This is a genomic window from Occallatibacter sp., from assembly GCF_036502485.1.
In the GTDB taxonomy this organism is placed as follows: domain Bacteria; phylum Acidobacteriota; class Terriglobia; order Terriglobales; family Acidobacteriaceae; genus Telmatobacter.
This window is the reverse complement of the sequence record NZ_DASXYM010000012.1, coordinates 16,996-31,771: the sequence shown is the minus strand read 5'-3', so window position 1 is coordinate 31,771 and position 14,776 is coordinate 16,996. Positions and strand designations below refer to the sequence as shown.

Sequence of the window (14,776 nt, the reverse complement as noted above, 5' to 3'; positions counted from 1 at the left end):
TTCTTTGCACCTGTGCGATGACTCGATGGCGCCTGCGCCGTGCCATGCGATCCGGAAGAACTGCGCCTGCGAGTGGAATGGGAGGATGATTTCCGCGCGGTATGTGCCATGCTCCCATCCGATGCGCGACCGCGCTCGCAGACCCGCCGCGCATGAGAAAACAGGCTTTCACAAGCCCGCAAATTCAGCCCGGTTCTTCCAGTGCGGGGCGCCATCCGTATGGCTGAACGTCTCACCGCTGAACAGAAAACCGTCGCGCTGGTCCCGGTGACGGCCATAGCCGGAGCATGGTCTAAGCAATGGCCGAAGTTGAGCCGCGCCGCATGCCCGCTGCGCTTGCTTTCATCTCACCCGCTTTGGTCGAGCCCGCCCCGTACTTTAACCTAGGTACGTATGGCCGAATACCCGCTCGATTCTGTGCCGGACGCAAAACCCCTCACGATGCCGGCTCCGGGCGACAAACCCAAGCCCGAAACCCTCTTTGACGTTCTGGTGATTGGCGCCGGACCCACCGGCCTCTCGTGCGCCATTGAAGCGCAGCGGGCCGGCCTCCGCGTGGTCCTGGTCGACAAGGGTTGCGTCTGCAATTCGCTGTTCCATTACCCGTCGCACATGACGTTCTTCACCACGTCCGAGCTGCTCGAGATCGGCGACATCCCTTTCCCGAGCCCCAACGCCAAGCCCAACCGCAATGAGGCCCTGGAGTATTACCGTCAAGTTGCTGCGCATTACAAACTCGACGTACGCCAGTACCAGCGCGTCACCCGGATTGACGGCGCCGACGGCAACTTCACGGCCCACCTGGCCGACCGCTTCGGGCGCCCCGGTGTTCTGCACGCCCGCAAGCTCATCATCTCCACCGGCTACTACGACATTCCCAACCTGCTCAACATCCCCGGCGAAGCCCTCAGCAAAGTCCATCACTACTACAACGACCCCCATCCCTACTTTGGGACCGACGTGGCCGTCATCGGCGGCAAAAACTCCGCCGCCATCGCCGCCCTGGAGCTTTGGCGCCACGGCGCCCGCGTCACCCTCGTCCATCGCGGCCCCGACATCCACCGCCACGTCAAATACTGGATCAAGCCCGATATCGAAAACCGCATCAAAAACGGCGAGATCCGCGGACTTTTCAACTCGTCCGTTGTGGAAGTCACTCCCGATACGGTCGTCATCCAGACCCTGTCCGGACCTGAGACCCTGCCCAACGACTTCGTCTTCGCCCTCACCGGTTACCGGCCGGACTTCAGCTTCCTTGAAAGTCTTGGCGTGCGTCTCGAAGGCCCTGATCGCCTCCCCGTCTGCAATCCCGAATCTCTGGAAAGCAACGTCCCCGGAATCTTCCTCGCAGGCGTTATCGTCGCCGGATCGCGCACCAATGAGATCTTCATTGAGAATGGGCGCTTCCACGGCAAACAGATCGCCCAGGCGCTTGCACCCACGTAATTCGAGGGCAGAATCTCGCTTTCCTGTAAACTGAGGCACAAACACCCTCACTGATTTCTCCCCCGAGGTCAGCGAATGCGCTGGTGGCCCCGTACTATCCGATGGCAGATGCTTGTCGGTCTCGCGTTACTCGAGGCCTTCTCCATCGGTCTGTTCGCCATCCTGCTCGTCAACCTGCAGCGCAAAGACATCCACCGCCGCGCCGAGCAGCGCCTGTCGCACCAGGCGGACTCCGTCGTCGAACAGGCGGAGGAGGCGCTGGGACAGAACCACCCTGAGTTGATCCGGCTCTCGGTTCGAATGATGAGCCAGGGGCCCTCCGTGGCCCGCGTCCGGATTAGTGACCCGGCCGGCCGCACGCTCCTTGAAGACGGCAAGGACGGCTTTGGCCGGCCGCTTGAGCCCGAGGAGCGCGCCCAGATCGGCACCGCCGCCGGCACCCACGCGCGCATCCTCACCGTGCAGAACTATCGCTGGGAATCGGTAAAGCCCATCTACGCGGGGACCACACTCTATGGGTACGCCTGGATTGAGTCCGACCGCTCCTGGGACACCCAGGAGCTGGCCGGCGTGGTGCGCGGCACCATCCTCTTTGCGCTCATCTGGATCGGCGCCTCCGCGGTGCTGGTTCTGCTCATCACCCGGGGCATCTCCCGGCCCCTTGCCCTGCTGCACCGGGGCACCCGCGAACTGACCTTGACGCCCGAGACCAGCGGCAGCTTCCCGCTTCCCGTTCCCGTCGGTAATGAAATCGGGGACCTCATCTCTGCGTTCAATCGGATGGTGGCCGCCATCGAGGAGCAGCGGGCGGGCTTGAGAGATACCCTTTCGCTGCTCGATTCCATGCTGGCCAATGCCCCTGTGGGCTTTGCCTTCTTTGACCGCTACGCCCGCACGGTGCGCGTCAACCAGATCTTCGCGGACCTTACGGGACTCTCCATCGGACGGCAGCTTGGCCGCACGCCCGGGGAGCTCTATGCGCCGGAAGTCGCATCCCAGTTCGAGTCCGCACTGCGCCGGGTCTTCAGTACCGAGCAGCCCGTCAACGACATCGAGTTCCACGGCGCGCAGGACGGTGGACCGTGGACCTGGCTGGTCAGTGCCTATCCGGTCCGCACCGCGCCCACCCAGGTGCGTTGGGCGGGCATCATCATCCGCGATGTCAGCGAGCGTGTCCGCGACGAGGAGGCGCTGCGCAAGACCGAGAAGCTCGCCGCCACCGGCCGCCTCGCTGCATCCATCGCCCACGAAATCAACAATCCCCTCGAAGGCCTGACCAATCTGCTTTATCTGCTCAAGAGCTTCTGCGGCCTCACCGGTCCGGCGTTCGAGTATGTGCAGATGGCCGAGCACCAGACCCGCCGCATCGCCGAAATCGCCCAGAAGACCCTGCGCTTTTACCGCCAGTCCACCCTGCCGGTGCGGGCGCCGGTGGTCGAGCTTATTGACTCCATCATCGACCTTTACAAGGCCCGGATGCACACCCTCAACGTTCATCTCGAGCGCGATTGCGACCCCGAGCTGACGCTCTTCTGCTACGAGGGTGAAATTCGCCAGGTGCTGGCCAACTTCGTCGGAAACGCCGTGGATGCCATGCCTTCCGGCGGTCAACTTTACGTCCGCGCCTGCCGCTCCCGCCGCTGGGATGACAGCCTCGCTGTCGGCGTCCGGATCACCGTGGCGGATACCGGAACCGGCATGACGCCTGAAGTGCGCAGCCGCATCTTCGAGGCCTTCTTCACCACGAAGGATGCCACCGGTACGGGCCTCGGACTTTGGGTGAGCCAGGAGATTATCGAGAAGCACCGCGGCCTGGTCCACGTCCGCAGCCGCGCCGCCGCTGCTGTTCAGCCACAAACCGTCCCTGCCGACGGGGAGTCCAACCCGGCATTTGGTCCCCCTTCGCCGACTGCGGCCTTCTCCGGCACGGTGTTCAACATCTTCCTCCCTGACGACGAAAGTCTGGTCAACCGCAAGCGATTCACATCCGGCGCCTGAGCCACCCGGCGTGCGGCGTGTGTCTATGCCCCGAGGTCTAAACCTCATGCCATCTTCCTGCGTCTACTGAATAGCAGTCGCCGCCATGAAAGCGGTACCGTAACTTTTCCCCGCGACCGGGGTTTGAAACATCGTCAGCAGACGTCTCCGGCGCGTCTAAGCTAAAGGCGTCTGACACAAGCAGTTCACCTCAGCTCGGAACGAGGAGCACAAGATCATGACAAACCCATGGCTGATTCAATTGAAATTCCGGGCCCTGGCCGCCGCTGCGGCCCTGGCGCTCTCCGGATCTGTTTTGCTTGCCCAGAACCCCAGCCCGGACAGTAGCCGCGACAATCCGGCTGCCTCCGGCGCCCGCACCGACGGCCAGATCGAAATGGATGTCGTCCACGCCCTCGACGCCTCCGCTGCCCTCAAGAACGACCTGATCACCGCCGCCACCATTCAGGCGGAGGTCACCCTCTCCGGAACCGTGGCCAGCGATGCCGACCGCCAACTGGCTGAGTCCATCGCCGCCAAGGTGGCCGGTGTCACCAAAGTCAATAACAAGCTCCAGGTGGGCAATCCCGCGGACGATCCGAACAACGTGGCGCCCCCGGAAGACAGCGCCCCGATTGCTGAGGACAACCAGCAGGGCAATCCCAACCCGCCCAGCTACTCGCCTTCGCCCGATCAGGCGCAGAACTACCCCCAGCAAGCCCCCCAGGGCCAACCCTATCCTGATCAGCAGGCCCGGAATGATCCCGACCAGCAGCCGCAGGTCCAGACCCCATCGCCCGATATGCCTCCTCCCACCACGCCCGGCCAGCGCGTACCTCCGCAGCAGCCCGGCTACGCCCGTCCCGGCGGGAATGGCCCTTACTATTCCCAGCAGCCTCCTCCGGGCTACAGCCAGCCTTATCAGCGCGCTCCGTACTATGCGGCGCCCGGTCCCATCCTGGTTCCTGCGGGAACGCAACTGAGCCTGCGCACCAACGCCGCTCTCGATGAGAAACACGCCAGGCCCGGCGAGCCCGTCGACTTCGTCGTCATCCAGGACGTCACTGTGAACGGCTATATGGCGATCCCGCGCGGCGCCACGGTGCACGGCGTCGTTTCCGACAGCAAGCACGCCGGCCAGCTCACCGGCTCGCCCGAACTGGCCCTGACCGTCACCGCGCTCGATATCGACGGCCGCACCTATCCGCTGCAATCGGACGAATTCCGTGTCAAAGGCCCAAGCAAGACCGGCCGGACGGTAGGGAATGCGATTGGCGGAGCCCTGATGGGCGCCATCATCGGCGGCGCGGTGGGCGGCGGGAGCGGGGCAGCGGTAGGAGCTGTGGCCGGAGGCGGCGCAGGCACGGCGGTGTCAGCCGCGGGCGGCCCGCACGCCTGGATCCCAGCCGAGGCGCTGGTCACGTTCCACCTCAACGCCCCCGTCACGGTTGATCCCGTAAGCCAGCAGGAAGCCATGCGCCTGGCTCAGGGCCTTTACCCCGGCGGCCCGCAGCTCTATCGCCGCCGCGCCTACTACGGCCCCGGCTACCCGCCACCGCCGCCCGGCTACTACGCCGGCTACCCCTACGGTCCCGTCTACTATCGCCCCTACTACTTCAGCGGCGGCTATTACTACTGGCGGTAAAACGCAGGAACAAAGAGAAGCGGGCATCCGAGGGCGGGGTGCCCGTTTTTTTATCGAACCTGGGCGCCTGCTCCTCGGAATTCTTCGCGAACCAGACAGCTTCGCCTCGCAACTGCTGCGCGAGCGCGGCGGGGATGCCGGAAGGATCCGGGCAGCGCTGGCATCCTGACCTGTGTGACAGCCCTCACAGCCGCAACGCACGAAATCGCGCATACTAACCTCCTCCCGCTCCACGAGCGGCCCGAGGAAGTTTGTGCCTGAAACAAGACATCGCGGCGGCGAAAACATTCTGGGCACCATTCTCCAGATCCGCGATTTGTTTACCAGAAAATTAATAGGGTCTTTTTCTATTTTTTATTTTTGCGGAAAGTCAACTTCTTACCTTTCAATTCAATGCAGCGATTCCCCAGGTGACCTATCTCACGTTTTGGGTCGGTTTCCCGTACGCAAACTTCGCCGAAATCTCCGCCCGAACCTGCATCCATGTTAACTATGAAGTAACCCTACCCCCCCCCCCCCCCCGCGGCCATGCTGAAGAAACGAACAATCGAGGAAAGTTTGAGATACCAGGAGCTAAAGCCCGGTACTTTCGAGGCAGCTTTGTGGCCCGGCTAAAGCCGTGCCCTGGTTACAAGGCGCCCCTCACGCCATTCCCATAATTGCCCTGACACGAAGCTGCTCAGTTGCCTTCCACGCGCATGGTCAGGGGCCTCTTTGTCCCAGGCCAAGGCGCAATCCCGCCCCACTGTATAATGAAACCCAACCGCGCCGAGCGAGTATTGCACGCCGTCTGCCGCCTTGAAGCCGGAGACGCGTGCGCGCGTAGAGAGTTGAAGGTCTGAATACCCACCCATGATCCGTTTCCTGCAGAAAGACACAAAGATTGCCAAGGCAATCTACGTCGTTATCATTGCCGCCGCCTCGGTCGGCATGGTCGTCTACCTGATCCCCGGGCTGATGAATACAGCCGCGGCCGCCCCTGACACCTACGCGGAAGTGTACCCGCACTGGTACAGCAAGATTCTCCGCTCGGGCGACGTGGTCAGCATGCAGAAGGTGCAGCAGGCCGCTCGTCAGCAACTGCAGCAGTATCCGCAGTATGCGGATAATCCGATGATCCTGAACTTCATGACGCAGCAGGCCGGCCAGCGGCTGGTGCAGCAGCAGATCCTGCTCACTGAAGCGCAGAACCTCGGCATCACCGCGACGCGCGACGATGTCGCCAGGCTGCTGCACACCGGCGGCTACGGCGCCACGCTGTTTCCCAACGGCAAGTTTATCGGCGAGCCGGCATACACCAGCCTCATCAACACCCGCCTCAACACCTCGGTAGACGACTTTGAGGAGAGCCTGCGCAAGCAGATCATCGTTGATCGCCTGCAGAAGCTCATCACCGCCAGCGTTTCCGTCAGCGATCAGGAAGTGCGCGACAGCTACCGCAAAGAGAACGTCAAAATCAAGTTTGACTATGCGGTGATCAATGGCGAGGACTTGCGCAAGTCCATCAACCCCTCTGACGCTGAGTTGCAGTCCTACTACCAGAAGAACCAGGCCCGCTATGCAAGTGCGGTGCCTGAGCAGCGCACCATTCAGTACTTCGCCTTTACTCCTTCACAGCTTCCCGGCGGCATTCCGCAGCCCTCGCAGCAGGAGATTCAGAGCTACTACAGCCAGCACCAGTCCGAGTACCAGGTGCCGGAGCAGGCGCGCTCGCGCCACATCCTCATCAAGGCCGACCCCAACGCGGATGCCAAAACCGACGCTGCCGCCAAGGCCAAAGCCGAGGACATCGCCAAACAGCTCCGCAACGGCGGCAACTGGAATGAACTCGCCAGGAAAAATTCGGACGACCCCGGCTCCAAGGACTCCGGCGGCGAGCTTGGCTTTGCCCAGCGCGGCCGTATGGTCCCCGAGTTCGACAAGGCCATCTTCAATAACAAGATCAACGACATTGCGGTCGTGAAGTCGCAGTTCGGTTATCACGTGATCCAGGTGGAAGAGCGCCAGACCGCGCACGCGCAATCGCTGGGCGAAGTGCAGGACACCATCAAGGCGACCCTCAGCCGCCAGCTTGTCTCCCAGCAGGAAGACAACTATGCCAAGCAGCTCCAGCAGGAAGCCGCTTCAAAGGGGCTGAAAGCTACGGCCGATGCGCACCACTTTGAGGTTGTCACCACCCCGCCGGTGGCTGCGGGTGGAACCGTCTCCTCGCTGCCCGACAGCGCCGATCTCATCTCCAAGGCGTTTCAGGCCGGCAAAGGTGACAAGCCGCAGATCGCTCCCACCGGCGAAGGCTTCGCGGTCTTCCAGGTCACCGGCATCACAAAGGCTCACGCGCCCAGCTTTGCTGACTGGAAGGATCACATCCTGGAGGACTTCCGCGGCCAGCAGCTCCCCAGCCTGCTCAACGCCAAGACGCAGGACCTCGCCAACAAGGCGAAGGCCTCCGGCGACCTGGCCAAGGCTGCCAAGGAAGTGGGCGCCACGGTCAAGACGAGCGACCTGGTCGGCCAGACGGCGCAGGTTCCTGACTTCGGCGCAGTGGGCCAGCTCGCTCCTCAGCTCTTCGACATGAAGCCCGGCGACATCAGCGGACCCATCAACGCGGGGCGCACCGGTGTCGTGGCCAAGATCGATGACAAGCAGGAGCCCACGCCGCAGGACATCCAGAAGGCGTTCGACCAGACCCGGGAGCAGATGCTCGATCAGCGCCGCAACGAGGCGTTCTCAGTCTTCGCTTCCAACGTTGCCGACAAGTACAAGAAGCACAACCTCATCGCCTACAACGCCAAAGCCACCAGCCCGCAGCAGCAGGGCGGCGAGTAGCAGTCAGATCAGCCTCAACTGAAAAGGCCCGCGCTTCGGCGCGGGCCTTTTCATCCTGATCGAACCTGGTGGATAACCTCGCTGTCGGGATTCACTCCAGCCGTAACATCGCAGCGGCCTACGACGCTTTCTGCGCCTCTTCCTCAGCCTTGAGCCGTCTCTCCTCCTGCGCAGCCACCTTCAGGATGTCTTCGGTCTCCTTGCCGTAAATAGCCTGCCCATATTCGAGGACAGTGACAAGTCCTACGCCGCCGCAGATGTTTCCGGCCACGGCCGGGCCCAGCCACTGCGCATACGCGCTCCACGAGGCGTGGCCCGTGAGTACGGCTACCAGGATTTCGCACGAGCTTGCGATGCAGTGGGCGAAGCTTCCCGCGCCCACCACGAAGGTCAGCATCCAGATGAGAACGACCGAGCCGGTGATGGAGTGCGAACCTGACACCAGCCATGCCGCCAGCGCGATCATCCAGCCGCCGATGACGCCCGACCAGAACAGCGCGCCGGGCGGATGCGCGAGACCCTGCACGCCCAGGTGCGTGAGCGCCTCCACATAGCGAGGCTCCAGGGCCGGCGTCCGCGCCGCCATTGCCGAGAAGGCCAGCGCGCCCACAATATTGGCCGGAAGCACAATGGACCACAGCCGCAGGGTGTTCCAGAACTCGCGCTTCTCCGCCAGCACCAGGGCAACCGGGTACAGAGTGTTCTCGGTAAACAACTGGGAGCGGCCCAGAATCACCACGATGAACCCCAGCGGATACAGCATGCTGGCCAGCAGGTGTGCCGTGGGCGAGGAGCCCAGCAGGGCCATCCCGATTGCCAGGCCCAGCGCCGACAAGCCCATGAAGGCTCCCCCGGCAAAGCCGGAGATGGCGAGCGACACGTTCGACCGCTTCAGCTCCTGGCGGGCGTTGTTGGCAACCTGCTTGTAGATGTCCTCGGCAGAGGGCCGCGCCAGGCTCTTCTGGTGCGACTCTACGGGCTGCGGTCCGGATTTCTCATTGTTCTTGCGACGAAAAGGGGAACGCATAGGGTTGGCATCTCCCAGCCTCTGCTCCGCGGGCGTCTCTGAAAAAGCAGGGCTGCTTCCGAATAGATGCGGCTCGATCCGTTATCAGCCGGTTGTCGTGCAATTCGGTGCACATAACCATCCTGGAGTTCAGCCAGTCCATTCACTGCCGTCCATTCACTGTAAGGGGGCTCACCATGTTACGTTTTGTCATTTCCCGGTCTCGTTGCCTGCTTCTCTTGTTCGCCGTAACTCTGTTCGCCGGGGTTCTTTCCGGGGCGGCCCGCGAATCCGCCGTTCACTCGACGCCTGGGGCATCATCCGTGATGGTTCCCGCACCCATCCTCAAAGCCAGAACGGTGTTTGTCTCCAACGGCGGCGCCGACGGAGGCATGTTTCCGGAGCCATTCTCGGGCGATCCCAACCGGAGCTATATCGCGCTGTGGAATGAGCTGAAGTCGGTCGGGGAATACGAGATGGTTGCCGACCCGGCTCAGGCCGATCTTGTGATGGAGATCCAGCTCGTGGCACCCAGCGGACCGGCCAAGGGCGGGAAGCAACTCGGCGCTGCCGATCCGGTGCCGTTTTTGAAGCTGGTTATCTACGATGGCAAGACCCGCTTCGCTCTGTGGACCATCACCGAGCCGATCGAGTGGGCGGTGTTGCAGAGGACTCACGACCGCAACTTCGATCGGGCAGTGGCGCGTCTCTCCGCCGATGTGCAGGCCCTCAGCCAGCCGAACTCCGGCAGCCTCTATGCACAGCCCTCAACCCGGGCGGTGCCGAGCTGGCAGCACTGACTCGCGAAAGCGCAGACGGCGCGACTTGCGTCGCGCCGTCTTTCAGGTGAACTCTCCGGTTCCGGGGAAGGGAACCGGGCGCCTACTGTGAAGCGCTGGCCGCTTCTTCGGGATTTACCAGATCCCGCAATTCTTTGGAAGGCTTGAAGTAAGGCACGCGCTTGGCGGGGACTTCCACGCGCTCGCCGGTCTTTGGATTGCGCCCAATGCGGGGATTTCGCTGCCGGATCCGGAAAGATCCGAAGCCGCGAATCTCGATCTTGTCGCCGCTTTGCAGCGCCCCAATCACGGACTCAAAGATGGTCTCCACAATAACCTCACCATCCCGGCGCGTCAGATCGCCCAGGCGGGTCACTTTTTCCACCAGGTCTGCCTTGGTCATTTCTGCCTCTCGACCTCCGCTCTCAGCATACCCAACTTCGGACGGTTCCGCATGAAAAAAGAGAGCATAAAAACGCTATTTCCCTTTCTGCATCAGTAGTTTGGCGTCAAGTGCCCAGGCAACCAAATGGCCTCCGGCGGGTGTCCCTGCTGTCCCATTTATCCTATCCAGAGCCTTCAAGGATGGGCGATCATGCCACTGGGGCGCAGTCGAGGAGTGTTTGTCAGGTGACCGAGTATCCCAAGTACAGCATCGTCATTCCGGCCTACAACGAGCGTCTGCGCATCATTGCCACCCTCGATTCCGTAGTGGCCGTAGTGCGCCAGAAGCAGTGGGATGCTGAAGTCATTGTGGTCAACGACGGCTCCACCGACGAGACCGCCGATCTGGTCCGCGATTTCGCCTGCCAGGCCCCGGAAGTGCGTCTCATGGAGAACCCCTCCAATCGCGGCAAGGGCTTCAGCGTGCGTAACGGCCTGATTCACGCAAATGGCGAAATTGTCATGTTCACCGACGCCGACCTTTCCGCGCCCATCGACGAGGCGGAGCTGCTCTTCGCCGCCATCGAGCAGGAAGGGGCCGACATTGCCATTGGCTCGCGCTGGCTCGAGACCAGCCGCCAGACGCATCGCCAGCCGCTCTACAGGCAGATATTTGGCCGCTGCTTCAACGCGCTCACGCGCATGATCATGCGCCTGCCCTATGCCGATACCCAGTGCGGATTTAAGGCCTTTACGCGCGAGGCTGCGCAGACTGTCTTCCAACTGCAGACTATCGAGCGCTGGGGCTTCGATCCGGAAATCCTCTTCATCGCCCGCAAGCGCCGCTACAAAGTGAAGGAAGTTCCGGTGAGCTGGGCGCACGACGCACGCTCGCGCATCAGCTACCTCCGCGACGGCCTGCAGATGCTGAAGGAACTCGCCATCGTTCGCTGGAACGCGCTCACGGGCCGCTACGGTAAAGAGATCACCGAAGTTGAGCGTGCAGACCGGATGGATTAGGGCCCATCCGTGCTTGCCTGCAGATACTGAACTTCGCTGTATCCCGTTCCTCCAGGCTGGTGCTAGCATCTGCGCAGTTGTAAGTCAGCAAGTGCAAGGAGGACCCATGGCGAAGGTGCTTTCGTGTCGCGAGGTCGGGATGGATTGCGATTTTGTGGCTCACGGCAACAGTGAAGAAGAGATCATGGCGCAGGCGGCCGTGCATGCTCGAACAGATCATGGCATGCAGGACATCCCGCCTGAAGTGGCCGACAAGGTAAGGGCGGCCATCCGCGACGAATAGGGTAATTCCCTGGGGCTCTCCTCCCGCCTCAACCATCGGGTTTGACGCGGGGGGAGCATCGCACTTCCCGTGAGTTTGCGCAGCCAATTGCAGGTGTCTCAATGGCGAATGGGCGATACGGCAATCACTTGAGAAGAGAACCGGCCGGTACATCGATCACCTGAAGATCCGTGTCGCGATCTTTCAGGGTGAGCAGGATTTTTCCGGTGCCATCGGCTACAAAGCTGGAGCCTCCGTAGGTCTGCCCGGCCCAGGGGCCGTGGGTCATTTCCCCCACCAGGTCAACGCCTGCCATGGGACAGCGCACCATGGCGGCGCGGCGCTTGACCAGGTCTTCGAGCACCTTGGAGTGCTGCGGCCACTGATCGTTGGGCGCGGCCCAGCCGTAGGGAACCAGCATGAGATCGGGCTTCAGCTCCTTCATGCGATTTACAAACGCGTCGCTGAAGGTGTCCGCACAGATGAGCACGGCGATGCGCCCGAACTCCGTATCCACTATGCCTATGTCTTCCCGCTTCCCTTGCGAGTACGGTGGGGTCATCAACTCCGGGAGTACGTTGATTTTGCGATGCTTCCAGAGGAGCTTGCCGGTCTTGTCGACGAGGATGGCCGAGTCGTAGAGCTTGTCGCCGTCTTTCTCGTCGAGGCCGATGGCAATCATCAGGTGATGTTTCTGCGCCAGCGCCGCGATGCGGTTGCTGTCCTTGCCGGGAATCGGCTCGGCGATGCGATGGGCGTCGGGATTTTCCCAGCCGAGAATCGAGGACTCGGGAAAGATGGCAATGTCGGCGTGCTTCGCCTCGGCGTCGTCCAGTGCGTATTCGATGCGCCGGAAGTTCCCCTCGCGATCACTGTCGATTGCCAGTATCTCGCAGATTGCGAGGCGCACATTGCGCTGCGGCGAGGCCCCGGCAGAGGCGATAGCCATGCCGGCCCACGCCAGGAACAGAATGACTACGCGGCTCAGATTCTTCATCGAGACTGAACTATAAACCAGAGCCGGCCCCGTATGGCGGGCTCACGCAGTGGCGGTTCTGGCTACGTCCTCCAAGTTGCGCGCTTCGATCTCAAACTCGCGCATCTTGTACTTCTGGATCTTCCCTGACAGGGTCGCGGGGAACTGATCCACAAACCGGATGTGCTCGGGAATCTTGTAATAGGCAATCTGTCCCTGGCACCAGACGCGAATCTCTTCTTCCGTAGCCTGCAGACCGGGGCGCAGCCGGATCCACGCCACCACGATCTCGCCCAACCGCGCGTGCGGGATACCGATCACCTGCACCTCGGCGACGCGGGGATGGGTGTACAGGAACTCCTCAACCTCGCGCGGATAGATGTTCTCGCCACCGCGGATGATCACGTCCCGCGAGCGGCCTGTGATGCGCAGAGGACCATCTTCGCGCATCACGCCCAGGTCTCCTGTGCGCAGCCACCCATCCGGCTGGATCACGGTTGCGGTTCCCTCGGGATCGCCGTCGTAGCCCTTCATCAGCGCGTATCCGCGCACGCAGATCTCGCCCTGCTGGCCGCGGCTGAGCGTCTCGCCGGTCTCGGCAGACATCACCTTGATCTCCGTCTGCGGCATGGCGCGTCCCACCGTGTTTACGCGGATCTCGAGCGAATCGCCGGCATCGCTCATCGTCACCACGGGTGAGGTCTCGGTCTGCCCGTAGGCGATCACCAGTTCCCCGATGTGCATCTCCTTCAGTACGCGCTTCATCAGCTCGATGGGACAAGGCGCTCCGCTCATCATCCCCGTGCGCAGACTGGACAGGTCGAAGCTCTCGAAATCCGGCAGAGCAAACTCCGCCACATACATGGCCGGCACACCGTACACGCTGGTGGCGCGCTCCTGGTGCACCGCCTCAAGCACGGCTCGGGCATCGAACGTCCAGTTGGGCAGTATCAGGGCGGCGCCCGAGTTCACCGCGCTCATGGTTCCGATGACGCAGCCGTAGCAGTGAAACAGGGGCACAGGCACCACAATGCTGTCGCTCTCGGTGTAATGGAAGCCCTGCGCCAGGAACTGCCCGTTGTTGACCACATTGTGATGCGTCAGCATCACGCCTTTGGGATTTCCCGTGGTGCCGCTGGTGTACTGGACGTTGGCGACATCGTCGACGGCGACGTGATCCGGCAGGCTGCCCTCCGCATCGAGTAAGGGAAGCCAATCCGGGCCGTCGAAGAAGATGGTGTGGCGCAATTCGATGTCGAGCGCGTGCCGCGCCCGTTCCAGTATCTCCCTGTAATCGGCGCGCTTGTCTTTTTGCCACAAGAACAGCGCCTTCATGCGCGACCGGGTAAGCGTGTATGCGAGCTCATGGGAGCGGTAAGCGGGATTCACATTGACGAGGGCGGCGCCGGCGCGCGCACAGCCCATGTGCATCATGATCCACTCGATGCAGTTGGTCGACCAGAGTCCGACGCGGTCGCCCCTGCGGATACCCAAGGCCCACAACCCGCGCGCCACGCGGTCCGCGGCATCGCTCAGCTCTGCCCAGGTCAGGCGTTTTCCCTGGTGCCGCGAGGCTACGGCCAGTCGGTCGGGATGGCGGTCTGCCGTGCGTCTCAGCAGGTCGCCAATGGTGAGTTCAAGCAGCGGCCGCGCCGGGCCACGCGCGTAACTCAATCCTGAAATTTCCGTTTGGGCAGGCATAAAGTTGGTCAGCAACATTAAATGCTCAGTCTAAGTGCCGCGGCAACTGCTTTCCTGTGATCCAGCCCACAAGGCAAAGAATTGGAATGGGCGCCGGTTGAAAGTCGGTTCAACGCGACAGACCGCAACCACGCGACGCCGCATCTCAACGTAAGACCTTGCAGGCCTGGCGCAGCCTATACAGGCCATGACGGTCATCACATTCGATCGGGGAATGACGGGAACACATGCAGCTCTCGCATAGCACGATCCTTCGAACCGTGGCCGTGTTCAAGCTGCTGAAGACGGCCGTACTGGTCGCCACCGGCATCGGCATCCTAAGGCTGTTGCACAAGGATGTGGCTGCCACGCTGCAACATTGGGTGGCGATGGTGGGTTTCGATCCGGGCGGGCGATGGGTGGGCGAGGCCATTGGACGAGCGACGGCGCTGCCTCCCGAAAAGATCAAGGATCTCGGAATCGTAAGCTTCATCTATGCGGGGCTGTTCGCCACCGAGGGCATTGGCCTTTGGATGCTGAAGCACTGGGCCGAGTGGTTCACGGTGATCATCACCAGTTCGCTACTGCCCATCGAGGTGTACGAGATCGCGCATCGCACCACCGCGCTGCGCATCGTCATCCTGCTGATCAATATCGCCGTCGTGGTCTACCTGCTGGCGCGGATCTTGATGGAAAGAAGAAAAAGCCGCCGCCCCTGATGCAGAGTGTGGGCGCAGTGATTCGGGGCGTGTTTCAGACTACCTGATGGGAAATA

The 14,776-nt window shown here is 62.2% G+C and carries 12 protein-coding genes; 8 read left to right on the top strand and 4 right to left on the bottom strand.

Features of this window, described 5'->3' with window-relative positions; all coding sequences use genetic code 11:
* The first annotated feature begins 441 nt into the window (after window positions 1-441).
* The 4 genes from VGL22_RS02065 (at window position 442) to VGL22_RS02050 (ending at window position 7,894) form a co-directional block, all read left to right on the top strand.
* Window positions 442-1,446: a YpdA family putative bacillithiol disulfide reductase gene (locus VGL22_RS02065; protein WP_465265272.1), complete on the top strand. Its 1,005-nt coding sequence runs from the start codon at window positions 442-444 to the stop codon at window positions 1,444-1,446.
* 108 nt (window positions 1,447-1,554) lie between these two features.
* The gene (locus tag VGL22_RS02060; protein WP_465265211.1) at window positions 1,555-3,444 is read left to right on the top strand and encodes an ATP-binding protein; all 1,890 of its coding nucleotides are present in this window, start codon (window positions 1,555-1,557) and stop codon (window positions 3,442-3,444) included.
* A 217-nt stretch (window positions 3,445-3,661) separates the two neighbouring features.
* On the top strand, window positions 3,662-5,068 hold the full coding sequence (locus tag VGL22_RS02055) for a BON domain-containing protein (RefSeq protein WP_465265210.1): 1,407 nt from the start codon (window positions 3,662-3,664) through the stop codon (window positions 5,066-5,068).
* 852 nt (window positions 5,069-5,920) lie between these two features.
* Window positions 5,921-7,894 (top strand): peptidylprolyl isomerase, encoded by a 1,974-nt coding sequence (locus tag VGL22_RS02050; RefSeq protein ID WP_465265209.1) that lies wholly within the window; start codon window positions 5,921-5,923, stop codon window positions 7,892-7,894.
* 118 nt (window positions 7,895-8,012) lie between these two features.
* Here the strand turns inward: VGL22_RS02050 and VGL22_RS02045 are convergent, their stop codons facing one another.
* Window positions 8,013-8,921 carry a formate/nitrite transporter family protein gene (locus tag VGL22_RS02045; RefSeq protein WP_465265208.1) on the bottom strand — a complete coding sequence of 303 codons (909 nt, stop codon included), beginning with the start codon at window positions 8,919-8,921 and terminating at the stop codon, window positions 8,013-8,015.
* A 302-nt stretch (window positions 8,922-9,223) separates the two neighbouring features.
* Here VGL22_RS02045 and VGL22_RS02040 point away from each other — a divergent pair, with 302 nt between their 5' ends.
* Window positions 9,224-9,700: a hypothetical protein gene (locus VGL22_RS02040; RefSeq protein ID WP_465265207.1), complete on the top strand. Its 477-nt coding sequence runs from the start codon at window positions 9,224-9,226 to the stop codon at window positions 9,698-9,700.
* Between the two features lie 82 nt (window positions 9,701-9,782).
* On the opposite strand, the gene VGL22_RS02035 is transcribed toward VGL22_RS02040, so the two are convergent.
* Complete coding sequence (locus tag VGL22_RS02035; protein WP_465265206.1) at window positions 9,783-10,082, bottom strand: integration host factor subunit beta; 300 nt, start codon at window positions 10,080-10,082, stop codon at window positions 9,783-9,785.
* A 227-nt stretch (window positions 10,083-10,309) separates the two neighbouring features.
* Here VGL22_RS02035 and VGL22_RS02030 point away from each other — a divergent pair, with 227 nt between their 5' ends.
* The gene (locus VGL22_RS02030; protein WP_465265205.1) at window positions 10,310-11,083 is read left to right on the top strand and encodes a dolichyl-phosphate beta-glucosyltransferase; all 774 of its coding nucleotides are present in this window, start codon (window positions 10,310-10,312) and stop codon (window positions 11,081-11,083) included.
* A 106-nt stretch (window positions 11,084-11,189) separates the two neighbouring features.
* Window positions 11,190-11,366 (top strand): DUF1059 domain-containing protein, encoded by a 177-nt coding sequence (locus tag VGL22_RS02025; protein ID WP_465265204.1) that lies wholly within the window; start codon window positions 11,190-11,192, stop codon window positions 11,364-11,366.
* A 124-nt stretch (window positions 11,367-11,490) separates the two neighbouring features.
* Here VGL22_RS02025 and VGL22_RS02020 read toward each other — a convergent pair whose 3' ends face one another.
* Together VGL22_RS02020 and VGL22_RS02015 are read right to left on the bottom strand one after the other, a co-directional pair.
* Window positions 11,491-12,342 (bottom strand): carbon-nitrogen hydrolase family protein, encoded by an 852-nt coding sequence (locus VGL22_RS02020; RefSeq protein WP_465265203.1) that lies wholly within the window; start codon window positions 12,340-12,342, stop codon window positions 11,491-11,493.
* Window positions 12,343-12,384: 42 nt separating this feature from the next.
* Window positions 12,385-13,995, bottom strand: a complete 1,611-nt coding sequence (locus VGL22_RS02015; RefSeq protein WP_465265202.1) for an AMP-binding protein — start codon at window positions 13,993-13,995, stop codon at window positions 12,385-12,387.
* Between the two features lie 254 nt (window positions 13,996-14,249).
* Between VGL22_RS02015 and VGL22_RS02010 the strand changes: the two genes are divergently transcribed.
* Window positions 14,250-14,720 carry a DUF2127 domain-containing protein gene (locus tag VGL22_RS02010; RefSeq protein WP_465265201.1) on the top strand — a complete coding sequence of 157 codons (471 nt, stop codon included), beginning with the start codon at window positions 14,250-14,252 and terminating at the stop codon, window positions 14,718-14,720.
* The last annotated feature ends 56 nt before the right edge of the window (window positions 14,721-14,776 follow it).